The organism is Treponema pedis (genome assembly GCF_017161325.1).
GTDB classification, from domain to species: Bacteria; Spirochaetota; Spirochaetia; order Treponematales; family Treponemataceae; genus Treponema_B; species Treponema_B pedis.
On sequence record NZ_CP045670.1, the window covers coordinates 793,317 to 816,911 of the forward strand.

18 protein-coding genes, 1 tRNA gene and 1 pseudogene are annotated in these 23,595 nt (G+C 37.5%); 9 read left to right on the forward strand and 11 right to left on the reverse strand.

Features of this window, described 5'->3' with window-relative positions:
• Positions 1–174 precede the first annotated feature (174 nt).
• Together hutI and DYQ05_RS03450 are read left to right on the forward strand one after the other, a co-directional pair.
• On the forward strand, positions 175–1,392 hold the full coding sequence (gene hutI / locus DYQ05_RS03445; RefSeq protein ID WP_029409540.1) for an imidazolonepropionase: 1,218 nt from the start codon (positions 175–177) through the stop codon (positions 1,390–1,392).
• A 101-nt stretch (positions 1,393–1,493) separates the two neighbouring features.
• The gene (locus DYQ05_RS03450; RefSeq protein ID WP_206183846.1) at positions 1,494–2,411 is read left to right on the forward strand and encodes a nucleotidyltransferase family protein; all 918 of its coding nucleotides are present in this window, start codon (positions 1,494–1,496) and stop codon (positions 2,409–2,411) included.
• Positions 2,412–2,466: 55 nt separating this feature from the next.
• Here the strand turns inward: DYQ05_RS03450 and DYQ05_RS03455 are convergent, their stop codons facing one another.
• From DYQ05_RS03455 to DYQ05_RS03465, 3 genes are read right to left on the reverse strand one after another with little or no spacing between them, the layout of a single operon-like run.
• Entirely contained in the window at positions 2,467–3,909 is a 1,443-nt protein-coding gene (locus DYQ05_RS03455; protein ID WP_194076332.1) for a nicotinate phosphoribosyltransferase, read from the reverse strand.
• Between the two features lie 22 nt (positions 3,910–3,931).
• A complete protein-coding gene (locus DYQ05_RS03460) occupies positions 3,932–6,313 on the reverse strand; it encodes a hypothetical protein (protein WP_206183847.1) in 2,382 nt (793 codons plus the stop codon).
• A 23-nt stretch (positions 6,314–6,336) separates the two neighbouring features.
• Complete coding sequence (locus DYQ05_RS03465) at positions 6,337–7,770, reverse strand: MGH1-like glycoside hydrolase domain-containing protein (RefSeq protein ID WP_020964527.1); 1,434 nt, start codon at positions 7,768–7,770, stop codon at positions 6,337–6,339.
• Between the two features lie 274 nt (positions 7,771–8,044).
• On the opposite strand from DYQ05_RS03465, the gene DYQ05_RS03470 reads away from it, so the two are divergent.
• From DYQ05_RS03470 to DYQ05_RS03480, 3 genes are all read left to right on the forward strand, one after another.
• Positions 8,045–9,400 (forward strand): glycine--tRNA ligase, encoded by a 1,356-nt coding sequence (locus tag DYQ05_RS03470; protein WP_020964528.1) that lies wholly within the window; start codon positions 8,045–8,047, stop codon positions 9,398–9,400.
• Positions 9,401–9,410: 10 nt separating this feature from the next.
• Complete coding sequence (locus DYQ05_RS03475; protein WP_206183848.1) at positions 9,411–10,415, forward strand: CDP-alcohol phosphatidyltransferase family protein; 1,005 nt, start codon at positions 9,411–9,413, stop codon at positions 10,413–10,415.
• Between the two features lie 136 nt (positions 10,416–10,551).
• Entirely contained in the window at positions 10,552–11,133 is a 582-nt protein-coding gene (locus DYQ05_RS03480; RefSeq protein ID WP_206183849.1) for a hypothetical protein, read from the forward strand.
• Here the strand turns inward: DYQ05_RS03480 and DYQ05_RS03485 are convergent.
• The 3 genes and pseudogenes from DYQ05_RS03485 to DYQ05_RS03495 all read right to left on the reverse strand — a co-directional run bounded on the left by DYQ05_RS03485 (position 11,114) and on the right by DYQ05_RS03495 (position 14,134).
• A complete protein-coding gene (locus DYQ05_RS03485; RefSeq protein ID WP_206183850.1) occupies positions 11,114–12,001 on the reverse strand; it encodes a GNAT family N-acetyltransferase in 888 nt (295 codons plus the stop codon). The two genes, DYQ05_RS03480 and DYQ05_RS03485, sit on opposite strands and share 20 nt — an antisense overlap.
• Positions 12,002–13,667 (reverse strand): annotated as a pseudogene (locus DYQ05_RS03490) (glycoside hydrolase family 3 protein).
• Between the two features lie 8 nt (positions 13,668–13,675).
• A complete protein-coding gene (locus DYQ05_RS03495) occupies positions 13,676–14,134 on the reverse strand; it encodes a hypothetical protein (protein ID WP_024468882.1) in 459 nt (152 codons plus the stop codon).
• Between the two features lie 83 nt (positions 14,135–14,217).
• Between DYQ05_RS03495 and DYQ05_RS03500 the strand changes: the two genes are divergently transcribed.
• Both DYQ05_RS03500 and DYQ05_RS03505 read left to right on the forward strand, forming a co-directional pair.
• A tRNA-Cys gene (locus DYQ05_RS03500) sits at positions 14,218–14,289 on the forward strand.
• A 110-nt stretch (positions 14,290–14,399) separates the two neighbouring features.
• Positions 14,400–14,789 carry a hypothetical protein gene (locus tag DYQ05_RS03505; RefSeq protein WP_020964534.1) on the forward strand — a complete coding sequence of 130 codons (390 nt, stop codon included), beginning with the start codon at positions 14,400–14,402 and terminating at the stop codon, positions 14,787–14,789.
• A 31-nt stretch (positions 14,790–14,820) separates the two neighbouring features.
• Here the strand turns inward: DYQ05_RS03505 and DYQ05_RS03510 are convergent, their stop codons facing one another.
• From DYQ05_RS03510 to DYQ05_RS03525, 4 genes are all read right to left on the reverse strand, one after another.
• Positions 14,821–15,630, reverse strand: a complete 810-nt coding sequence (locus DYQ05_RS03510) for a M15 family metallopeptidase (protein ID WP_206183851.1) — start codon at positions 15,628–15,630, stop codon at positions 14,821–14,823.
• A gap of 94 nt (positions 15,631–15,724) precedes the next feature.
• The gene (locus DYQ05_RS03515) at positions 15,725–16,048 is read right to left on the reverse strand and encodes an STAS domain-containing protein (protein ID WP_024465952.1); all 324 of its coding nucleotides are present in this window, start codon (positions 16,046–16,048) and stop codon (positions 15,725–15,727) included.
• A 24-nt stretch (positions 16,049–16,072) separates the two neighbouring features.
• Complete coding sequence (locus DYQ05_RS03520; RefSeq protein WP_024467083.1) at positions 16,073–18,199, reverse strand: PP2C family protein-serine/threonine phosphatase; 2,127 nt, start codon at positions 18,197–18,199, stop codon at positions 16,073–16,075.
• 3 nt (positions 18,200–18,202) lie between these two features.
• A complete protein-coding gene (locus DYQ05_RS03525; RefSeq protein ID WP_024468884.1) occupies positions 18,203–19,654 on the reverse strand; it encodes a PP2C family protein-serine/threonine phosphatase in 1,452 nt (483 codons plus the stop codon).
• A 243-nt stretch (positions 19,655–19,897) separates the two neighbouring features.
• Between DYQ05_RS03525 and DYQ05_RS03530 the strand changes: the two genes are divergently transcribed.
• Together DYQ05_RS03530 and DYQ05_RS03535 are read left to right on the forward strand one after the other, a co-directional pair.
• A complete protein-coding gene (locus tag DYQ05_RS03530) occupies positions 19,898–20,431 on the forward strand; it encodes a methylated-DNA--[protein]-cysteine S-methyltransferase (protein WP_024467084.1) in 534 nt (177 codons plus the stop codon).
• 433 nt (positions 20,432–20,864) lie between these two features.
• A complete protein-coding gene (locus tag DYQ05_RS03535) occupies positions 20,865–23,012 on the forward strand; it encodes a S9 family peptidase (RefSeq protein ID WP_206183852.1) in 2,148 nt (715 codons plus the stop codon).
• Positions 23,013–23,176: 164 nt separating this feature from the next.
• On the opposite strand, the gene DYQ05_RS03540 is transcribed toward DYQ05_RS03535, so the two are convergent.
• On the reverse strand, positions 23,177–23,539 hold the full coding sequence (locus tag DYQ05_RS03540; RefSeq protein ID WP_024466815.1) for an arsenate reductase family protein: 363 nt from the start codon (positions 23,537–23,539) through the stop codon (positions 23,177–23,179).
• Positions 23,540–23,595 lie beyond the last annotated feature (56 nt).

Here is a 23,595-nt window from a genome sequence, read left to right on the forward strand (position 1 = left end):
TATAAACCCTTATAGCCTACAGTATATTATAAAAAAATAAAAATAACAAGGTATTAAAAACTAAGGGCATCGCTCTCGATAAGCCCGGGGTACGGTTTCTTAAACAGTATTGACACATATCCTTTTAAAAAGTAAACTTAAAATTATAATTATATAAAATAAGGCGGAATTTCTATGAATTTATTTTTAAGCGATAGTATTTTTACGGCTGAAGAAAATTGCAATAATTCTTTTGCAGGATACATAGTTGTAGAAAACGGTATAATTCAAACCGTGGAAAAAGGCGAAGCCCCGCAGCACATTCAAAAGGCGGCGGAAAAAATTATAGATGCACGCGGAAAAACGATAACACCCGGCTTTGTAGACGCTCATACCCACCTCGTACACGGCGGCTCCCGCGAAAACGAACTTGCAATGAAACTCGCAGGAAAATCTTACATAGAAATTCATCAAAGCGGCGGCGGTATTTTAAGCACGGTACGCGCTACCCGCCAAGCCTCAAAAGACGAATTAACAAAAAAAGCCCTAAAAAGTTTAAATACAATGCTCCGCTGCGGAACAACTACCGTTGAATCAAAAAGCGGTTACGGCCTTGATATGGAAACCGAAATTAAATGCCTCGAAATAAACCGGGAGCTTAATAAAATGCAGCCTATCGAACTTGTTTCCACATATATGGGCGCGCATTCGACACCGCCCGAATTTTCTGCGGATAAAAAAGGCTATATAAATTTTATGATAAAGGAGGTTATGCCCGAAGTTAAAAAGCGTAACCTTGCCGAATTTTCGGATGCTTTTTGCGAAGATAAAATTTTTTCGGTTGAAGAAACCGAAAGAATAATGAAAGCCGCCGCAGACTTAGGGTTTAAACTTAAACTTCATGCGGACGAAATTGTCCCGTTTAACGGGGCCGAACTCGCCGCAAAAATGAATGCCGTTTCCGCAGAACATTTAATGGCAATTTCCGATAACGGAATAAAGGCTCTTGCAAAATCCGGAACGGTTGCCGTCCTCTTGCCTGCGACCTCGTTTTTTTTAATGTCGCCTATTTATGCGCCGGCAAAAAAAATGATTGAAGAAGGCGTTCGTGTCGCCATTGCAACGGACTATAATCCCGGAAGCAGCCCTACGGAAAATTTACAAACCGCAATGTCTATGGCTTGCTATAAAATGAAACTTTCGCCTGCTCAAATCTTAAAAGGCGTAACCTTAAATGCGGCTTATGCAATTTGCCGCGAAAAAACAATAGGCTCTATCGAAGAAGGAAAACAAGCCGATTTTGTTATCTTCGATGCCCCTAACATAGACTACTTAATTTATCACTTCGGAGTAAATTCCGTTTGCCAAGTTTGGAAAAAGGGAAAACAGGTTATCTGCAATCGCGAAATATAAATCCGTAATGCTTTTTTGCCCTTTTTATAAAAACGGATTACCGCTTTTATTTATTTACGTTATGTGTTAAAATATATCGGTTTAAAAATTCGGAGGTACTTATGAAACCTACTCTTTTAGTTTTAGCGGCGGGAATGGGAAGCCGTTACGGAGGCGTTAAACAAATTGCGGCCGTAGGAATTCACGATGAAACCTTATTGGACTACGCGGTTTATGACGCCGTAACAAACGGTTTCGGTAAAGTCGTCTTTATCATACGTAAAGATATCGAAGCCGATTTTCGGGAAAGGTTTTTTAATAGAATCGCCCGAAATTGCAATGCGGAATATGTATTTCAATCTTTGGACAGCCTTTTAACGGAAGAACAGCTCAGCCGTGCGGTAAACAGAAAAAAAACGTGGGGTACGGCTCATGCGGTTTTATGCGCAAAAGAAAAAATAAACGAACCCTTTGCGGTAATAAATGCCGACGATTATTACGGACGTGCCGCATATAAAACAATAGCAACCCATTTATCCACTCTTACAAACGATTCGGCGGAACATGCAATGGTAGGATATATTTTAGAAAAAACTTTAAGCCGCTCAGGCTCCGTTTCGCGCGGAGTTTGCGTAGTGGGAAACGGCTATCTTTCCGGAATAAGTGAAAACAAAAACATCTTTTATAAAAAAGAAGGCTCCGCAGAAAAAATCATTTCGGAAATTGACGGAGAAGAAATAGAGCTTTCCGGCAGAGAAACCGTTTCTATGAATCTTTTCGGATTTACACCCAAAATTTTCGATTTTTTTGACGGATATTTTGCGGATTTTATTCATAAATATGCCGAAAGCGAAAAAGCCGAATGTCTTTTACCGGAAGCTGCCGGTTTAATGATAAAAAAAGGCTTGGGCAGAATAAAGGTTTACACTACAACCGAACGCTGGTTCGGAATGACATATCCTGAAGACCGGGAAATTGTACGCAAAGAACTTGCGGGAAAAATAAAAGAAAAGTACTATCCGGAATTTTTATGGCGGTAATTTTTTAATCCGCATTTCAATTCGATTTTAAGTTTGAGGATTTTTCTCCTCAAACTTAAAACCAATCCTTAAACACAGCCTTATTTTTTACCAAGTCCTGCTTTAAAGCACGCATTTTTGCGCTTAACGATACCTTATAAATATGCGGATTTAAAAGACGCTTTGAAGTATAATCCAAACCGTCAAGCTGCATTTCGGTATATAATTTTATTTCTTTTAATGACGGCGAAGAGCCTACAGCCTTTCCGTTTTCAATTCTTTTTTCCAAAAGAGGTTCAACCCTTGCAGGTGAAAAAGTAAAATTTTGATAGTCGTTTGCCGGGTGATAAAAAGTCTGCTCAAGTCCCTCCTTGATTTCTTCGTCGGCAAGAGTTAAAATATCGGCTTTAAAAGAACCGTCGGCATTATAAAGCCGCCAAACTTGTTTGCTTCCGGGATTTGTCATTTTTGCGGGATTATCCGAAAATTTCATAACGGGAATCCATTCTTTTTCGCTCTTACGCTTATGCGCGGCAAGTTTATAAACTCCCGTAAAAGAAGATTCGTTTCCTCCGGTAACCATATGCGTTCCTACACCCCATAAATTTATAGGGGCATTGTTTTGAACAAGCGACTCTACAATTTCTTCGGTCAGCTCGTTTGAAACCGAAATGGAGGCATTGGGGCAGCCAGCCTTATCAAGCCGCTCACGGACAGCCTTACTTAAGTAATAAATATCCCCTGAATCAAGGCGCACTCCGAAATTTTTTCCTTTATCTTGAAGCCTTTTACCCGCCTTAATTGCATTTATAACTCCCGAACGGAGAGTGTCGTAAGTATCAATTAAAAATATGGAATTATCGGGATAAATATCGGCATAATAGTTAAAGGCTTCTTCCTCGCTTTTAAAAGACATAATCCATGAATGAGCCATTGTTCCGAGGGCGGGGATTCCCAACTGTTTTGCGGCAAGAGAATTACTTGTGCCGAAGGCTCCGCCTATATAGGCGGCCCTGCTTGCACTCATAGCCCCGTTGACGCCTTGAGCCCTGCGTAATCCGAATTCCATAATCTTACCCTTTTTTGACGCAAGCCAAATACGGGCGGTTTTCGTCGCAATTAAACTTTGAAAATTAATCGTATTTAAAATCAAACCTTCCAAAAGAAGGGCTTCTATAGCATTTGCCTCAACACGTATTAAAGGTTCATTCGGAAAAATTAAACTGCCTTCTTTTATTGCCCAAAGGTTTCCGTTAAATTTAAAATCGGCAAGATAATCTAAAAAATCTTTTTCAAAAATTCCTTGTGCCGAAATCCAATCAATATCTTCTTTTTCAAAGTGAAAATTTTTAATTGCCTCCAAAAGAGGTTCAAGTCCGGCAAAAACGGAATACCCGCCCTTAAACGGATTGCTTCTAAAAAACATTTCAAAAACGGTATCCGTATCGTTTCCTTTTTTCCAAAACCCTTGAGCCATTGTAAGCTCATAAAAATCCGAAAATAAAGCATTATCCGTCATATTTATCCGCCTTATGCCCTTTTTATTCAAAATCATTACCTGTAAGTTTTTTAGAAAATTCGGCACTTGTTTCCTTTTTTTCCATACCGGAATTTGAAGTATTCCAAACAAATATCTTATTCTTTTGTTTGCTTCCCGTTTTATAAAATCCGTCGGAAACAACACCGAATTTACCGGCCTCATTCCAATTTATAAATCTGATAGGAGCAAAAACGTCATCTTCACCGGAAGTCGAAGATGATGAATATACAATTTCAAAATGCGAACCTGCAAGAATTTCGTTGGAACCTCCCAAAGCCCCGTCATTAACTTTATACATTTTACCGTAAATATTCTTTGCATTTTGATAACTGTCATTTATAATAGAGACTGCAACATAAAGCTCGGTATTAAGATATTTAATATCGTTTAATCTTATTACACCGGTCCCCCCCGATTTTACATTTGTAATTTGCTGCGTTTTAGCGGGAGGGGTAAAGTTTGTCCCGCTTTTTGTATATTTTCTTATAAAAATTACATGAGTTCCTTCCCAGCTAACATATAAAGCATTATCTGTAACCGCTATTGCCGAAGACCTGATATTAGAACCGCTTGGAAGCCCGTCAAGGGTTTTCTCACTTGAAGATACATTAGTTTTCGCAAAACTGCTTTCATCGCTATTATCCCATGTCCTATCTTCCATAAACAAAGTTACTTTACTATTTTTATGCGTTATATAATAAAACCTGCATTCGGAAGGATTACCGTCGTCAATAGCTATATCCATAATAGGCTCCGTTCCGGTATCATTTATCTGTCTTTTACCGCCTTCCGTATATGTTTTTGCTGCATTATCATATTTGTACCGTACAACCGTCTTATTCGAGCCTTGCTTTATTACAAGATAAAAATTTCCGTTTTTATCGAAGCAAAAAACGTCCGAAGCCTTTTTGCTTTTATTCGATTGATAAAGGTTATCCCAAGCCGATTTTATTGTTAACTCTTCCGGTTTTGCGGCATAAAAATTAAAAGCCTCTTTACCGGCACTTTCCCAGATAATTATATTTTTACCCTCGGAAGAGCTTCCCTCTCCGCCTCCGGAAGAAGAGGTTTCCGCCTTATTAAGCCACTCCGTATCCTCAAGGTCTATAAATGATAATGCGGAAGCTCCTGCATTAAACACTCCCAGACGGTTTATGTTTTTAAAAATTTGGTGCCCGCCGGAATCTATAATATTAAACCCGTCATCGGCTATATACATAAGCCCGTTTCTTCTCCCTAAAAATTTCACGGGATTAAAAAAGCAGTTTGCCGCTTCATTGGAAGCAGGATACTTATTCGCAGTAAAACCGTATTCTAAAAGACCGGAATTTCCGTCGAAATTTACAGGTAAAACGGTCAAGGCTCCACGGCTGTGTTCTGTATCCTCATCAAATTGAGAAATCAAAATATAGATATTACCGTTAAAAATAAGGACATCGGTTAATCTTCCTTCAGTACCGGCTTTATCCTTAATTTTTTCATTTTCGGCAGAAACGGTTAAAGCAACTCCGTTTGTTGAGTAAGAAGTTACCTTATCCCGCTTAATTAAAAAAAATCGATTGTTTTCAACTGCAATTAAATCATCGGCGCTTATAGAAGTTCCTGAAAGCTGTCCAAAATCTTTAGCGGTTACATCTTCATCTTCCTCGTTTTTACCGAATTGAATATATTTTATGACGGAAGTATTATCTGCAATAAAAAGTCTGTCGGAGCGGCTGTCATAATAAAGTTTAAAAGGAGATGTTACTCCGTCTACCGTAAAACCTTCATCTAAAGACCCGTCGGCTTTTATACGTTTTACGGCAGTTCCGTCAATATAATAAAGCCTTCCGTATCTGTCCGCAATATATTGTTGATTAACACCTAAAGACGAAGACCCCTTAATTATCTCGGTTCTTGCATTAAGACTGTAAGGATTTTCAGCCGCATAAAGCGAAGCCTTTTCGGCACCATAGCTTTCATTCTTTATCGGCAATAATAATGATAATCGGTTTGCCGTTTTACTTATTTTAACGACAATATTGTTATTATCTTCTTTAACATTATACTCGGTTACACCTTCCCAAGAGCACATTAAAGCCGATACTTTTACCGTAATTACGGTTTCTCCTAAAGGGATTCCGTTAAAAATAACGGCTCCGTTTACCGCACTGCCTGCATTACCTTTATGTTCATGCCCCAAAGAATCTTTTAACGTAATCTCTATACCCGTATCACTTAAAGAAGGCATTTCTATTAAACGTTCTTGAGAACTTCCCTGGGAGCCCGGTATAAAAACCGCAACAGTTGCCCCTAAATTATTCTCTCCTAATAAAACTTTACAACCCGCCCCAAAAAATATAACTGCAACGGCATAAAAGACAAAAAGAGCTTTTTTACTCATAACTTTTCTCCGAAATAATAAGTTTATAATTTATCGATTAACATCGAACACTTTCCTGACGGAATCGGAAGCGTTTTCTTTTTTTCGTTTAATATATTGATGGTAAAATAATAAAGTTTTTCGCTTTCCATATGAATTTCCCAACCTCTCTGACTGTTCGATGAAAGAATTGTAATAAGATTGCGTTTTAAACTTAAATTTTCTATACCCATTATTTCCAAATTAGGCACCGTCCAATTTACCGTTTTACGCGGCAAACTTATAGCAAGCCCTATCACATTTTCTATCATTAAAGTAATGGTCGATAACCCTACCGCCAATAAATATTGCTTCCGCGGAAAAGCCGGTTTTCCCTTCCATTGAGCAGGGCCTTCTTTTACCGGCGAATAGGCTTCCCATAAAAACCCCTGTTTTTTTGAATTACCTGCCGGCAATAAGGTTTCCAAAACATAATAAAGATGCCGTATTACACATTCCCTTGCAAGCTCCCAGCGGTTATATTTTTCAAGCCCTTTAATAACCACGAAATTCAAGATAGGAAAAACACTCCCGCAGGAACCGTTTCCGTTTTCATCATATTCAGGCTCGTTTGCGGCAAGACTCGGAAAGGGGTGGTCTCCGCCGAATGTTTTGGGATTGGTCAAATGTTCAATTAAACTTGCGGCCTTATCTTCATTAGGAATTTCCGCAATAAGCGGCCAAAAACCCGCAAGAGTTTTTTTCTTTATTTGGTTTCCCTCCGAATCCAAATCGTAATAAAAACCGTCTTCTTCATTCCACATCATGGAATTGATTCTGGTTTTTATCGTAAAATACATCTTTTTATATTGAAAATCTATATCCTTGTCGTTAAGAATATCGCCTAAAGCCGACATATAAAGGGCATTTACCGCTAAGGCGGCATTAAAATCTGTTAAAAATACGGCGTCTTTTCTTGGGGAATTTGCCATATTGGTAGTTTCGAGTGGACTTCTGTAAAGTCCGCTTTCCGCTTTAAACAGCTTTTCTATCCAATTCATATATTTAATTAAAACAGGCATAATATCTTTTACGCGTTTTTTATTTGCCGTTTTATGATAAATATTATACTCCGCCCAAGCGAAAAGCGGCATTCCCAAGCCTTCGGGATTATCCCGTTTTATAATAGGCTCCTTTGTATCGAAATTATACCTGTGCCGGATTGCCCCGCTTTCTTCCTGCCGTGCATAAAAAAAATCCAATGCGGAATTTGCGGTATAGTTTTTATTTGAATAAACAAAAAAGAATGACGAAAAAATAGTTTCATATTGGTTTATTATATTGCCGTCCGCTTCGGGATACAGAAAAAAACCTTCCGCTCCCTGTTTCCCGTCTCCCGTAGAATGCCAAAATTCATTTACCAATGCCCAAGTCCTATCATATATATCTACAAAGTCCTGATCATAAAAATGGACTCTGGGAAAATCTCTCTTGTTCACCATAGCTCCTTACTATTTGTCTATACGACATTTTATATTATATCATATTTTTTACAAAATGAGTAGATTTTTTTTAACTTTTTTATAAAAATTCGATATAATATAAAGACCGTTTACACCCTTACCGGGCAATACCGCTTTACCCGCCTAAAATTTACGTTTGAAGAACTATAAAATTCGGATAATTATATCGAAATATCACATAAGAAACCTCTTGTAAAAAGATAAAAAACAGATTATAATTAAACGGTTTTCCCTTATTAAGGAGTGCATTATGGAAGAACATAAAATTTCTATGGAAAAAATTGTAAGTTTGTGTAAAAGACGCGGTTTCGTCTTTCAATCGTCCGAAATTTACGGAGGACAAAACGGAGCTTGGGACTACGGCCCCTTAGGTATAGAGCTGAAAAACAACGTTTCCCGTGCATGGTGGAAAGAAATGACACAACTGCACGATAATATAGTCGGACTTGATGCCGCAATTTTAATGCACCCTCGCGTTTGGGAGGCATCGGGCCATGTTGAAAATTTTACGGACCCTCTTGTAGATTGTAAAAAATGCAAGGCCCGTTTTAGAGCCGACCATTTAGCGCCTGAAAATCTTGAAAAAAAAGTTTGCCCCGATTGCGGCGGAGAGCTTACCGATACTCGAAAATTCAATCTTATGTTTAAAACCCACATAGGGCCTACCGATGATAATTCAAACCTTATTTATTTGCGCCCGGAAACCGCTCAGGGAATTTACGTCAATTATAAAAATATAGTTCAGTCAAACAGAATGAAAATTCCTTTCGGCATAGCTCAAATAGGGAAGGCCTTTAGAAACGAAATTGTAACCAAGAATTTCATTTTTAGAACTTGCGAGTTCGAACAAATGGAAATGCAGTTTTTCGTAAAACCCGGAAGCGACGATGAATGGTTTGAATACTGGAAAAAACAACGCTGGGCATTTTACGATAAATACGGCGTACGTACGGATAAACTGAGATGGCACAGACACGGTAAAGACGAACTTGCTCATTATGCAAAGGACGCTTACGATATAGAATATGAATTCCCGATGGGCTTTAAAGAACTTGAAGGTGTACACAACCGTACCGACTTTGACCTTACACGTCATACCGAGTATTCGGGTAAGGATATGCAGTACATTGACCAGGATAACGGAAATGAAAAATACATTCCTTACATAATTGAAACTTCAGCCGGTTTAACCCGTAACGTTCTTATGTTTATTTGCGATGCTTACGATGAAGAAAAAGTTGCGGATAAAGGTAACGACGACGATTGGAGAACGGTTTTGCGCTTTCACCCGAGTATTGCACCCGTTACCGTTGCGGTTTTACCGTTGATGAAAAAAGACGGTCTTGCCGAATTGGCGGAAGAAATCCGTAATGAATTAAAAGAAGAATTTAAAACCGATTACGACCAATCCGGAGCAATCGGAAAACGCTACCGAAGACAAGATGAAGCCGGTACTCCGTTTTGTATAACGGTAGATTACGATTCCAAAGAAGACGGCACGGTAACCTTGCGCTTTAGAGATTCTATGGAGCAAGTTAGAATTCCGCGCGGAGAATTGATTGCAAAAATTAAAACCGAAATCAAAAACTATAAACGGATAAAATAAGAGCTCACTTATGGAAAAATATTCTTACAGTGCGGAGGATAAGTCCCTGCTTACTCCCCTTATAGAAAAATTTTTTGCGGGGAATTTCGTTAATATTTTGCCGGCAAGTGTTCCGGCAAATATGATAACTATATGCTCAAACAGCTTCGTACTTATTTCATTTGCAATCGCATACTTAAATTATATAAACGGAACAAGTAAATTTTTATGGCTTATTCCCTTTTTATGCTTTGCTTATATCGTAGGTGATTATTCGGACGGAATGCAGGCGCGGAAAACCCATACGGGTTCTCCGCTCGGGGAATATTTAGACCATTTTTTAGACAGCTTCGTTACGGGATTTTTAACCGGAACACTGATGCTTTCTTTCCGCATAACTAATCCGATATTGTTTTTTTGTACATATCAGTTTTTATATATGGGACAAATAGGCAGTTTTTGGGAACGGCTTAAAACGGGAGTTATGAGGTTTTCCAAACTAAGTTCAAGCGAAGGCGTAATGGCAATTGCAATTATGGCTTCTTTATATCCCGTAAAAATAGTATATGAATCCAATTTAAAAGCTTTATTTTTCGGGTTCAGTTTACCGCAAATTTTTATTTTTACCGCTTATGCGGGAGCTTTTTTTACAGGGATTGTTTCAATTTTAAGAACAAAACAATACGGCATTAGACTGCCTCTTCATATAATTTTTTCTTTATGGATAGGAGCGGTTTTAGTTTGGTATGTAAATACGTCCATATTGCTTCATACCGTAATTATAAGTTTTTACAATGTATTTTTTATTTCCTCTCTTTTGGCGGCAACAAACCAAAATAAAAAAGAATCTTTCCCCGATTTTATAGTACCTTTAAGCTGTATTATATTCTTTATTATTCCTCAATATGCCGTTATAATTCAAATTTGCCAAAGCGTTTATCTTTTTTGTATAGTATTGATAAGATTTATTATATTTTTCCGCAAATATAAAAATTGCTGGTATTGGAAAAACCCCGAAATAAAACAAGAAATTTAAAACAATAACACAAGTTAAAACGCGGATTTTAGCTAAGCCGCCGCTTTATAAACGGCAAGCGGCGCGATATCGGAAAATTTAAAATTATTGCCTTAAGGTATTGAAAAAAAACTTATAAAATAGTAATCTACTGTTCATGGTTGCTTCAAGTTTTGACGATAACTTAATACCTCAAACAATAAAAGATGCCGCTTTTTACGGGATTCCCAAATTTATTGCTTCGGATAATGCGGAAGATTTGGCGTCTTCGGCATTGCAAATAGCAAAGGCTTTTGACCGCAAAGATTTTTTCGACTGTACGGAACAGTGTAATCCCCAAGTAGAAAAAAAATTAATTGAAAGTTTTATGAAAAACATTCAGCTTCTTGCTCAAAAAACTTGGGTAGAAAAAACCGATGAAGAATTCAAAGAAGAAACCATTTATAGAATAAATATTTTATGTGAAAAATTTTTAGCGGCTTCTACAAAATCCGTTTATAAAGAAATGTTCACCGAATATTTTTCCATATTGCATGACGTAATTCTCCTCCTTTTCGGCAGTATGGTAAAAACGGGAGATTTTTTAAAGTATGCCTTGCGCATAGACCCCGACTTCGGTTTTTTTTGGTACTACGTTGACAATATTTCTAAAATAAATAATGTTTCGGAAGAAAAAGCCCGTTGCTCCGTTTTACTTGCAATGTTTTTTTGGCAAATTTTTAATAATACGAAATTCTAAAATCGCAATATTCGGTAAAACCTATTTTATTATACATTTTACGCGCCGGAGAATTTTTAATTTTAACAAAAAGTGCGCAGCTTTTTTTATCCGAAAAGCAATCTTTAATAAGAAAAAAAACCGCCGCAGAGCCTATTCCCTTATTTCTGAATTCGGGTAAGGTATACACGCCCCCTATCTGATTCCAAAAAAAACCGGAAGCGTTTATTGCCGCTTTTGCAATAAAGCGATTTTCTTTTTTTACCGCATAAAGAGCGTTATTATCTATCCTCTTTGCAAGTAAATTAAAGCATAAATCAAAAGAAGCCTTTTCACCGGAATGTAAAACCTCAGTTTCCTGATAATCCGCTTCAAGAGGACACAGTTGTTTTATATCGGAAATAGAAGGTTTTACAAAACTTAAGCTTCCCCCCGCCCTAATCTCTGCGGTTTTTAAAAAATCGTTTCCCCTAAGCCCCTGTAAGATAAGCAGTTTATAATCTTCGAAAACGGAAGGCTTTTTATAAAAATATTTTTCAACTATTTTTTCCAAAACGGAAGAGGCTTTTTTTTCTCCCATTATGGAAGAAGGCGGGGAATCTTTTAAAAAAGATGTTGCAATATAACCGTAAATGCAATCGGGAATTTCTTTTATAAAACAATGCAATAACACCCTTGCAGGCGATAAGGCCAGTACTCCTATTATTTTATTTTCATCGGAAAAAACAACGGTCTCGGTAAAGGCGGAATATTTTTGCCCTTCTTCAAAAAAGCGTTTTTGTTTTTTTAATCCTTCCGCCAAATTTATACAAGTTTGTTCCTTAGGTAAAATTGAATAAATTACGCTATCGATATTTTTTTCCGAAACGGAAGAAACGAACAATTTCATTTATTTTATTCCTGAAACGGGAACCGAGCCGTTTGCTTTAAAATCCCCGCACAGGGCTGCAAAACCGGCGGTAAAAGAAACATAAGAATAACTGTAAATACAAACTGCGGTTTTTACTTCCGGGATTTTCAATAAAGGAGCCGGAGACAATACCGAAATTATTATATATTTTTTTTTCAGGATATTTTTTAATTGTTCTTTGCAAAACCTCAAGAGAATAATTATCCGAAAGGCAGTATATAAGCGTGTCGAAATTTCTCGTATGAAACACCGTTCCGCTTAAGGGGGTGGTTTTTGCTTCCGGGAAGCGTTTTAATCCGCATTTAAAAAAGTCGCTGTAATTCGACGCCAAAAGAATTTTCTCGCCTTTTTCGGCTTTATACGGTATATTTTTTTCCCGCAAAACCGTTGCGGAGCGCACTGCAAGATTTAAAAAGAATTTTTGACCTTCTTTATCCGGAAGCAGTTCGGTAACCTCCGAAGGATTCGGAAAAACAGGAACACAGTTTCCGCTTTTAAAGTATTTTAATTTTGCAAGAATAATCCTATATGCGGCGTCCTTTATCCGCTCTTTAAATTGCTCATTATCTTTTAAATACCGTAAATTCTCCTTCCAAAAGGGTTGATAATGCCGCGGTGTTGTAGAAGATTCTACAATGTCGTTCCCCGCTTCCAAAGCCATTCGTACGGCTTTTGCAATTCCGCCCGCAAAATTTATAGCTCCGTACATCATCATATCGTCTGTTATTATAAGGCCGTCAAATTTCATTTCACCGCGTAAAACATCGGTTAAAAGATATTTAGAAAATGTTGCGGGCTCTCCGTCAGGCGATACGGACGGGAAATTCAAATGTCCCGTCATAATTGCGGGAACCCCCGCTTCAATCATATATTTAAAAGGAAGAAGTTCGCGGGAACGGAGTGTTTTCTCCGTAATATTTATTTTAGGAAGTCTTCCATGGCTGTCTACGCTTGTATCGCCGTGCCCCGGAAAATGCTTTGCCGTAGTAAGAACTCCGGCCTCCCTGCTTCCTTGCATAAAAGCAGCACCCAAAATACCCGCCGCTTCGGGGGAATCTCCGAAAGAACGGGAGCCTATAATTGAAGAATCGAGGTCGGTTAAAAGATCTACCGAAGGCGCAAAATTTAAATTTATCCCTAAAGTACGCAATTCCCGCGAAATATAATAACCTGCATAATATGCATCTTTCGGAATTCCTGAAGCACCTATAGCAAGATTTCCGGGCGTTTCAGAAGTAAGGCCCTTTACATGCCTTACCCACCCGCCTTCCTGGTCGGTTGCTACAAATAACGGAATTCCGAACCTTCCTTCACTCGCCTTTTTTTGCAAGGATAAAACGGATTGGGCAAGTTTTTTAGAATCTCCGGTATTCCAACCGAAAATTTTTATACTGCCCAGTCCCGATTTTTCAATCCATTCGACAAGCAAATCTCCGGGGTCCTGCCCCGCCCAGCCGAACATAAAAGTTTGAGCCAAAAGTTCTTCATCGGTCATTTCTTTTACAATCGAAGCCGCCAAATCCTCATGAGGGGTATCATCATAAAAGTTAGGCAATTTGTTTTGAGAGTGGATAAAAACATTTTGCAAAAAAAAGAAACCTATAATACAAAACGGAATTTTAAAACGTGAAGTAAAATTTTTCATTATAATTTTTATTCCAGCCAATAAACATTATCGGGCGCACGCTCCGAAAGAAAAAAATTTTCATATCTGTTCGATGATTCCACGCGTATATCGTTGGGAAAATACGTAGAATGCAAAAACCATACAACGTCCAATAAATCGCCGAAAGAATCGGAACATGAATAACGGTAATAAATTTCTATATCATCATCTTCAAGCATTTTTATAAGTTCAGGGTCCGTTTTTGTGTACGGGTCAATTGCTTCGCGGATATTGCTGCGTAAGCCTCCGTACCACGCATGAGTTACGGATAATAAATTAAGTTTTTTTTCTTTATCCATTTTGTACAATTCGTAAACCCCGGAAACGGCGGGAACCGCACTGTTAATTTTATATTTATCGGCCTTTGTAAGAGGCGACCAAGTAAGAATATAGTGAGGCTGCCCTTTAAACATATTTTTTATAATTATAGGCTTCATGTCAAACATTCAAACATTATACAGTTTTTTTATTTAAATTGCTATAACCTATTGCAAAAGTTTCCGATTTTTGCTATACTCTCTTGAATGTCGGCGCCGTACCCAAGCGGTAAGGGAGAGGTCTGCAAAACCTTTATGCATCAGTTCGATTCTGATCGGCGCCTTTTTCCAATTTTAGTTTTTTTTTCATAACTGGGAACCCGCAAGGGTTCCCCTCCTTTTTTATAAAAGGATATCAATTCAAACGGCTTTTAATTGTATTTGCCGTTATATAATGGAACCGAATATGAATTCTATGGAAAAATTTTATTCCGACGCAAACAGGCTGATTAAAACTTGTGAACAAACGGAATTTTACGAAGAATTGTCTTCTCTTTTTTGCAGGGCGGCGGCTTCTTACGATAAAAGAATTACTGTTTTGGCAAAAGATTTTGCCGATTACGGATTTACGATATACGGCAACGATAAGCAGCCAAAAGAAGATGCCGTTGAATGGTTTTATAAAATTTTTTCCCTTCTTGCAGGCAGCTTTGAATCCGATATGGATTTTTCGGACGAAGATTGGGAACAAATAAACTTGATTGTTTCCGCCGAAGCAGGAGAAACGGATATGGATTTACTAAATACCGTAATGGCGGTAATGGTTGAGCGAAAAAAAATTTAAACTTTAAAACAATACCCCGCACTTCCGTAATTTACTTTTTAATATCCGCCTTTTTCCACTCATCAATAAAAAACAGCATATAATATTGAATATCTCCGAACCATTTTTTTTGAAAACCGCAAGCCTTTTCACCTATATAACGGTAATGCCAACATTCCCACTTATATCCCGTTATATTTTCATAACCCTTGGGATAAGAAAGCGACCAACCGTATTTATACGCGTTTGCCGCAAGCCATTTCCCTTCGGGAGTTTTTGCATAAGAGTCATCTATTGTTCCGAAATCTACAGCCGTTCCTAATTGGTGCTGGCTTGAACCGGGCGGTGCGGAAAATGTTTTCGCTTTCAGTTTTCCGTATACTTTTATATAATAATTAAACAGGTTTGACTGATATTCATATTCCCTATAACCTGAACTGACGGTAAGTCTTATTCCGGCCTTACGTGCCGCGAGAGCCATTTTTTGTAACGCCGGTTCCGCAGTTTCCGAAAGAAAGATATCGGGTCTGTCAAGTTTATAAGCCCTGTTTTTCAAATCGGAAAGTAAAATAATTGTTTTCGGTTTATATCCCTTATCAAGAATATGTTTTTTATCCACAAGAATCAAAAGATTATCTTTTTCCGAAGATAAAAGCGCGTTTAATTCTTTTAAAAATACCTGTTTGTTTTTGTTTATTTTTTCAGCAAACTTTTCAGGAAGCTTTTTCGATAAATCCTCTAAAATTTTATATCGGTTTTGAGCCGATTCGGATTCGGACGCTCCTAGGGGAAGCAAGCCTAAACACGGTATAAAAATAAAAAACAAAAAAAAGGGAAATATATATTTTTTAAATTCAGTCATTGTTAAAGAATAGTCTTATATCGAAAAAGTAAGAGGCTTTCAGTTAAATACAAAATGCCCCATTTTTATTTACCTCCTCGAAAAAACTTAAGCTTTACATATCGTTTACGGAATGAATTACCTTAAACATATCCGAAAAACCTGTAGAATCAATTACCATTCTTACAATATCGGACGGATTTAAAATAAACAGTTCATGCCCGTACTCTTCCCCGTCATTATAAGCCGACATTAAAACGCCTAAACCTGAGGAAGACATATTGGTTACACAGGATAAATCCAAAACAAGGTCTTTTTCTTTAATTGCGGAATATACCTTAGTTTCAAAATCTCCGTAGGTATAAGAATTAATTGTGCCGTCTATAGCTAAAAGCGTATAGTTCTCGGCCTTTGTTTCGTTGATAATTAAATTATCCATAAACATTCCTCCGTAAATGTGTAGTTATACATGTTTAAATACCAGAATAGTTACATCATCTTCAATTTCACGGGCTATAAAATCCAATAATCTGTTATAAATCGTATTTGCGATTTCCTTTGCAGACTTTTCTTTATTTGTAGCAAGGATTCGTCCTACCCGTTCATTCCCGAAGCGTTCACCCTTTAAGTTTGCGGACTCCAATAAGCCGTCCGTAGTAAAGACAATCGTATCGTTTCTGTTCATTGTAATTTTACGCACTTTTAAAAAGGGCTTAATATTCTTAACAAAGCCTAGAACTCTTCCTTCTCCCTGTATTTCTATAACGTTTTTATATGAATCTATATACATAGACATAAGCGGGATACCGCAGTTTAAGTAATATATTGTAGAAGTTTTAAAATCGATAATTCCGAAAAGGCCCGCAAAAAACGAACCCTTGGGTAAATTCCCTTTTATAAAACTGTTTAATTTTATAACAAGCTCTTTAAAATCAGGTATCTCGGAAAGATAAGTATGTAACGCAGATTTTAAAATAATCATAGACATACTTGCACTTAAACCCTTTCCCGCAACGTCCCCTATAAGGAAAAAATACCTGTCTTCGGAAAGTTTGATGAAATCTATAAAGTCGCCTCCCAATTGATGTGCGGAATACGAAACCGAATCGACTTCAACAACCTTTTTTTCCACCTTGTCCATATTTTTTTGAATTGAACCTATTATCTGGTCGGACATTTCAATTTCGCGGTCAACCGTAAGGATAATATCTTCTTTAGCTATATTTCTCAGATAATATACAACTAAAAAAAAGTAAGAATAAAGGTTTGTCAAAACGCCGTAGTCATAATCGGTATATTCTTCCTTTTTTCTTCTTTCCGCAATACCGATTATTCCGATTAGCTTTTGACCTTCACGTACAAAGATAAGTACTTCAGAAGAGGTCTTATTCATTATACTTATCAACTCGTTTCTTATAGGAGCAAATTCCGCACTTGTTAAAACTTCGGACCTCATAATAACGGAGCTATGTTTTTTCAAAAGACTTTCAAATACCGGCGATTGTATGGGAAAAACCGAAGTTGTTCCGAATGTGGAATAAACCGGTTCAAGTATATCCTGTTCGCTTGTAATTAAGACGTCCATACCGCTTGCTTTTAAATGCTCAATCATAATATTTGTAAAAGCATTTAAAACTTCTTCACGCCCGGCTTCATAATTGATTTTTTGAAGTTTTTCCTCTATAGCTTTTGCGTATTCCGAAGTATCTCCCAAAAACCAGCGGAGTTTTTGAGATACAATATTTCGAAAAACCAGAAAAATAAAAGCCGACACAATAAGAAGAAACATTTGAACATAAATATTTCTTACTTTTGTTAAAATTAAAGATGCCGCATAACCTGCCAATAATGCAAATACCAAAATAAATGATAAAAATCTGGTAAAAGCAAAGGCAAGCTGTTTTTTATCATAAACGATTGAAACCGAAAAAGCGTAGTTTGCCAAAAATATTAACATAACATAGCCGGCAGGCAAAATTGCAACAACCCATGTAAAAATATTTGCAAGATAAAAAACAACACCGTAAATTATTAGAGAAACGGTTATCGACATCGCAAAAAACAGCATTTGCTGTTTATAAATTTTACTTTGCTCTTTGGCGGCTTTTACAACGGAAATAATCAAGGCCAATACAGAGGTAAAAAGCAAAACAATACTTGCATAAAATCTTTCCGCCGACATTCCGAAAATAATTTGAGAAGAGAACTTAAAACCGGATAAGACGTCCCAAAATAAACCTTCAAAAAACAACAAAAGAATTATCAATGCCGTTAAATGGATAAGACAGTTAAAAATAAAAAATTTTATTCCCGTGCGCTTTTCAAAAGACGGCATTCTGACGGCCATATCCAGCAGAAAAAATGAAGTAACCGAAATACCCGCTAAAAACAATGTCGATAAATAAACGTTCCAATTAGGTATGCTGTAATATAAAACAAGCATTGTAGTAAGAAAAAATAAGGTTGTTGCCGTTGCACTTATCGACACCTTTAACAAACTTTTTGAAACGGCTTCTTTTTTAGTAATGATATTTAAAGTCAGTATTGTTAAAACGGAAAAAAAGAAAAATATAAAAACAATTAAGCCCATATTTTACACCTTAACCTTTACACAAAGCATCGTAATATCGTCGCGAAGTTTGTTTTTACCCACATGGGTCATTGCCAAATTTGCGACATCTTCAAGAATATTTCGGGCGCTATGCGGTGCAAAAGATTTTATAGAGTCCAAATATAATTCGGTATCGCCCAGCTCGATACCTTCCTCATTCATAGTTTCGGGAATCCCGTCGGTTGCCATAAAAATAACATCACCGCGGTATAACCTTCGTTCTTCTACCCCTATATTATCCAAATCGATAATTCCTACGATACTGCAAGTGGATTCCAAGGGTTTTATTTTGTAGCCGTTAGGCGATTCCGTAAGAATCATAGGGTTTTCCATAGAGGCATTTACATATTTTAATGTCATCTTTTCAGTATCGATAAGACCTAAAAAAAGAACCGTATATTTATCCATCAGCTTCATTCGCTTTATCGCCGTATCAACAGCTGTAATTAAGCCTGCAAGGTCTTCTTTATTTTTAGTGATTTTTATGGTATTTATAACTACGCCCATAACCAAAGCCGCCGCAAGACCCTTACCGGAAACATCTCCTAAAACCAAAAGCGTCTTATATCCGTCTATTTTTATAACGTCATAATAATCTCCCGATACGTTTACAAGCGGTCTAAAATACGAAGCTATATCCAAGTGCGGAGCTTCAGGTATTTTACGCGGCAAAAACGCTTTTTGAGTTTCAGCAACCATATTCCATTCATGAGTTAATTCGGAAAGATGTAAAAGCTTTCCTAAGGTTGTAGTTCGGCTTTCGTAACTTAAAAATTCTGAAAGCATAGTGTTAAAAATTTCAGGTTCCACTTCGTTTAAATAACGGCACACTATAAAAAAATGAAAACTTTCCAAAATAACTGCGGCAATACGGGCCTGTTTTTGTTTACACTCCTTTATATCCGCATTAAAAAAATGTATTCCGATTTTTAAATTTTCGGAAACGGCTTGAAAGGTTTTAAAAGTTTCGGGAGTTGAAACAAAGCGGGACGCGCTGTTATAAATAACTATGTGTTCTTTTGCGTCTATCATCATTACAGAGCAATCGCCCGAATATTCAAGTTCACTGTAAATTGAATCTATAAGGTTTTCCGTAGTGTAGCAAAATCTAAGTTTTCTTAAAAACTCTGCAAAAATTTTGGTTTTCGGCTTACCGTATTCCTTATTTTCTATTTTTTTTGAAAATACCTGCATTACAGTTCCGGCAAAAATACAGATAAGAATAAATACCGCCAATCCTATAAAAAAACGGTGAGTTTGAGTCATTTCCGGTATCTTGGATAATCGGCTTAAAGCAAGCGTCATATCGCTGGCAGAGTAAAATTTACCTAAAAATAAAAATCTGGGACTTACAAATATCAAAAACAGGGCAAAAACGCCGCTCATTCCGATACTGATAAGAATATTTGAAAGTAATTTACGCAATTTTATCATTTAGAAATCTCCAGCATACTATTATCTTAGCATAAATTCAAATAAAAATAAAGTATCTGAGTAAATTTATCTTCCGTTTAATGCTTAACCAAGCATTTCGATTTAAACGACCGATTCGGATACCGTAAATTTAAGATGAATTGAAATAAAAACGGTATAAGCTATTAAAATTATTTTCCGAAATATCTCTTACCGTTGCTTATTTTTCGGGAATGTGCTAGTTTAAAAAGAAAGGAGTACGCTATGCAATATACAAATAATTATAAATCTCCCGTAGGAGAACTGCTTCTTTCCTGTGATGAAAAAGGGCTTACAGGTATTTGGTTTTCAGGCGGAAGGTATTTTGCACAAGGGCTTAACCCGGACCATAAAAACAAGGAAACCGACATTTTCAACCAAACAAAAAAATGGCTCGATATTTATTTTTCGGGGAAAGAGCCCGATTTTACTCCTCCGCTTCATTTAACGGGCTCGGAATTCAGAAAAAATGTCGGCAAAATTATGTGCAGGATACCGTACGGAAAAACGATTACTTACGGAGAAATTGCAAAAATTATAGCCGAACAAACGGGCTTAAAAAAAATGTCGGCTCAGGCGGTAGGCGGGGCTGTCGGACACAATCCCATTTCCATAATCGTACCGTGCCATCGCGTTGTAGGAACAAACGGGAGCCTTACGGGATACGGCGGCGGCATAGAGCGTAAAGTGCAACTGTTAACTTTGGAAAAAACGGATATGAGAAAACTCTTTATACCCAAAAAAGGAACTGCATTATAAATTACCGCCGAAATAATTTTTAAATTTTTGATAAGGCGTAAACATAACGGGACAGAAAAAGCTCCTTAAAAAATGCCGATTATACCGGTTGTAAACAGCTTTTGTAATCCAGCAAAACAAATTACACCTGTTAAGAAGTTTTAAATGCAGTCATATTAAAATAAAATCGGCACTTTTATACATATCCGCTTGAATATTCCATTATTATGAACGGCTTTCTTTGTACGGTGCACGCAGTATTGCAAATTTTTGTGCTTCTCCGCCCGATATATTTATGCCTGTATTGTCAAAAAAACTTCCGAATGCACACCACGGGGAAGTTTTTTAACTCTTGCTTGACTTTTTTTCTTTATTTTAATAGTATTTTCCGTAAATAATAAAATTCCAAAAGTCAAAATTCTTTTGAAATTATCTTAGCAAATAAGGAGAAAATATGCTTAAAACAAAAAATTCTGTAAAAGTATTGCCTGCTATACTGACTGCCGGCTTATCCGTTTTTTTAGGCTGTCAAACCGGTCAATCCAAATCGGTTCAACCTAAACAATCCGACTTTGAAGCCCCTCCAAAGGCTCAAATACACCCTGAGGAATTTACAAAATTCGGAAACAAGCGCGTCGATAATTATTATTGGCTTAAAGATAAAAATAATCCCGAAGTAATCGACTATCTTAAAGCCGAAAACGCCTATACCGATAGTGTGATGGCTTCTACAAAAGACTTGCAAAAAACGCTCTATGATGAAATGATTGCCCGAATCAAAGAAGATGACGAAAGTTATCCGGTATTTAGAAACGGCTATTATTACTACAGCCGTGTCGAAAAGGGAAAGCAGTACCGCGTGTATTGCCGAAAAAAGGACTCGCTTGAAGCGGAGGAAGAAATCTTTTTCGATGTAAATAAAATGGCGGAAGGAAAAAATGCCTTTATTTTTTCACGATATTCCGTCAGCCCCGACAACACTAAGGCTATCTATTTTTACAACGAAACGGGTTCTTTTGCCGAATTCACGATGAAGATCCGCGACCTCACAACGGGAAAAGATTTACCGTTTACCGTTGAAGGAGCCGCTTCCGCCGCATGGGCTGCCGACAATAAAACCGTTTTTTACAGCACCATTGACGATTCCCTGCGTTCTTCAAAAATATACCGCAACACGATAGAAGGCGGTAAGGCCGAATTTATCTATGAAGAAAAAGATGTACGCTTTTCAGCGTATGTCAGCGGTGAAAAAACGAGGCGCTTTATAAGCATTTACAGCACAAGTTCCACCACTTCCGAAGAAAGACTCATTCCTGCCGATACACCGCGTGCGGCATTTACCGTTTTTAAACCGCGTGTACAGGATATAGACTATTCGGTTATTCCGCATAAGGACTGCTTTTTTATTCAATATAAAGATAAAGAAAATTTAAATGGAAAATTGTACAAGGCTCCGCTTACGGGTTTTGAAAATACCGCAAATTGGCAGGAGATTGTACCGCATAATCCTGATGTCCGCATTGAAGGAATCGACATATTCAAAGATTTTCTTGTATTGGAGCTTAGAAAAAACGGGCTTATTGAAATTAAAATACTGTCTATAGCCGACGGAAGCGAAAAAAACATCGCTTTCCCTGAACCGGTATATACCGCCTCACTGTCCGGCAATCCCGAATACGATGCGGAAACAATCCGCTATACGTACAGTTCTCTTAACCGTCCGCAAACCCTGTATGAATATACCATCGGAACGGGTAAAACGGAAAAATTAAAAGAACAGGAAATACCTTCAGGATTTAATCCCGACAACTATACCGTTGAGCGGCTGTGGGCACAAGCTCCCGACGGAGTAAAAGTGCCGATGGCGGTGGTATACAAAAAAGGCTTAAAGAAAAACGGTTCCGCTCCGGCTCTCCTGTATTCTTACGGCAGTTACGGAATAAGTTCCGATGTTTATTTTGATTCAACCGTTTACAGCTTAATTGACAGGGGCTTTGTATATGCGGTAGCACAGATACGGGGCGGAAGCGACCTCGGGGAGCAATGGTACGAGGACGGAAAACTGTTAAAAAAGAAAAACACCTTTACCGATTTTATTGCATGCGCCGAACATTTAATTAACACAAAGTACACCGCTTCCGATAAATTGGCAATTATGGGCGGAAGTGCAGGCGGTTTATTGATGGGAGCAGTTACCAATATGCGTCCCGACCTTTTCCACACTGTTGTAGCGCAAGTTCCCTTTGTCGATGTGGTTACTACAATGCTTGACGATACCTTACCGCTTACCACCGGCGAATACGAAGAATGGGGTAATCCGAATGAAGAAGAATACTACAAGTATATGCTCTCATACTCCCCGTATGATAATATCGAAGCAAAAAATTACCCGAATATATTGGTAACGGGTGGTATTAACGATTCTCAAGTTCTGTTCCACGAACCTGCAAAATATACGGCAAAGCTGCGCGAGCTTAAAACCGATAATAATATTCTGATTTTACACATGAATATGGAATCGGGACACGGCGGAGCTACAGGACGCTACAGCCGCTTTGCGGATATCGCATTCGATTACGCATTTATATTGTCGATGCTGTAATCCTAAAAAAGCCTGAACGGTTTTTTTAAGCTTTGCATATGACGGTTAGATAAAAAACGTACCATCGTGTACGTTTTTTATCTACGAGTTTAGGCTATGTTGATAAGGCATCTTCTAAAAGCTGACTTGCATTTTTTAAAGAGGCCTTAAAACAATTCAGGTTACTAACGCGAACCCTTTACTAAAGCCTCTTCCCACTCTTTTTCTTTAAAACCCGTTAAAATACAAGAATCCGAAATTATAAGAGGCCGTTTAACCAACATACCGTCCGAAGCAAGTAAAGTATATTGTTCTTCCTCGCTTAAAGCGGGAAGCTTATCTTTTAAATTTAAATTTTTATAAACCAGCCCGCTTGTATTAAAAAACTTTTTAAGCGGCATACCGCTTCTTTTATGCCATTCCTTTAATTCTTTAGCGGAAGGATTTTTTTCTTTTATGTGCCGCTCGGTATAAGTAAGCAAATGTTCATCAAGCCATTTTTTTGCCTTTGCACAAGTAGAACATTTAGGATAATGTAAAAAAAGCATAGAATAATTTCTCCTTAAGTTTAAATATTATATTGAAATATATGCATAAAGTGCAA

What these genes read in the sequence shown, in the direction of transcription:
- DYQ05_RS03485 (WP_206183850.1), bottom strand. Translation starts at nt 12,001, where the DNA reads ATGAAATTGTTCGTTTCTTCCGTTTCGGAAAAAAATATCGATAGCGTA.
- DYQ05_RS03450 (WP_206183846.1), top strand. Translation starts at nt 1,494, where the DNA reads ATGAAACCTACTCTTTTAGTTTTAGCGGCGGGAATGGGAAGCCGTTAC.
- DYQ05_RS03525 (WP_024468884.1), bottom strand. Translation starts at nt 19,654, where the DNA reads ATGATAAAATTGCGTAAATTACTTTCAAATATTCTTATCAGTATCGGA.
- DYQ05_RS03535 (WP_206183852.1), top strand. Translation starts at nt 20,865, where the DNA reads ATGCTTAAAACAAAAAATTCTGTAAAAGTATTGCCTGCTATACTGACT.
- DYQ05_RS03460 (WP_206183847.1), bottom strand. Translation starts at nt 6,313, where the DNA reads ATGAGTAAAAAAGCTCTTTTTGTCTTTTATGCCGTTGCAGTTATATTT.
- hutI (WP_029409540.1), top strand. Translation starts at nt 175, where the DNA reads ATGAATTTATTTTTAAGCGATAGTATTTTTACGGCTGAAGAAAATTGC.
- DYQ05_RS03475 (WP_206183848.1), top strand. Translation starts at nt 9,411, where the DNA reads ATGGAAAAATATTCTTACAGTGCGGAGGATAAGTCCCTGCTTACTCCC.
- DYQ05_RS03480 (WP_206183849.1), top strand. Translation starts at nt 10,552, where the DNA reads ATGGTTGCTTCAAGTTTTGACGATAACTTAATACCTCAAACAATAAAA.
- DYQ05_RS03520 (WP_024467083.1), bottom strand. Translation starts at nt 18,199, where the DNA reads ATGGGCTTAATTGTTTTTATATTTTTCTTTTTTTCCGTTTTAACAATA.
- DYQ05_RS03530 (WP_024467084.1), top strand. Translation starts at nt 19,898, where the DNA reads ATGCAATATACAAATAATTATAAATCTCCCGTAGGAGAACTGCTTCTT.
- DYQ05_RS03505 (WP_020964534.1), top strand. Translation starts at nt 14,400, where the DNA reads ATGGAACCGAATATGAATTCTATGGAAAAATTTTATTCCGACGCAAAC.
- DYQ05_RS03470 (WP_020964528.1), top strand. Translation starts at nt 8,045, where the DNA reads ATGGAAGAACATAAAATTTCTATGGAAAAAATTGTAAGTTTGTGTAAA.
- DYQ05_RS03510 (WP_206183851.1), bottom strand. Translation starts at nt 15,630, where the DNA reads ATGACTGAATTTAAAAAATATATATTTCCCTTTTTTTTGTTTTTTATT.
- DYQ05_RS03495 (WP_024468882.1), bottom strand. Translation starts at nt 14,134, where the DNA reads ATGTTTGACATGAAGCCTATAATTATAAAAAATATGTTTAAAGGGCAG.
- DYQ05_RS03455 (WP_194076332.1), bottom strand. Translation starts at nt 3,909, where the DNA reads ATGACGGATAATGCTTTATTTTCGGATTTTTATGAGCTTACAATGGCT.
- DYQ05_RS03540 (WP_024466815.1), bottom strand. Translation starts at nt 23,539, where the DNA reads ATGCTTTTTTTACATTATCCTAAATGTTCTACTTGTGCAAAGGCAAAA.
- DYQ05_RS03515 (WP_024465952.1), bottom strand. Translation starts at nt 16,048, where the DNA reads ATGGATAATTTAATTATCAACGAAACAAAGGCCGAGAACTATACGCTT.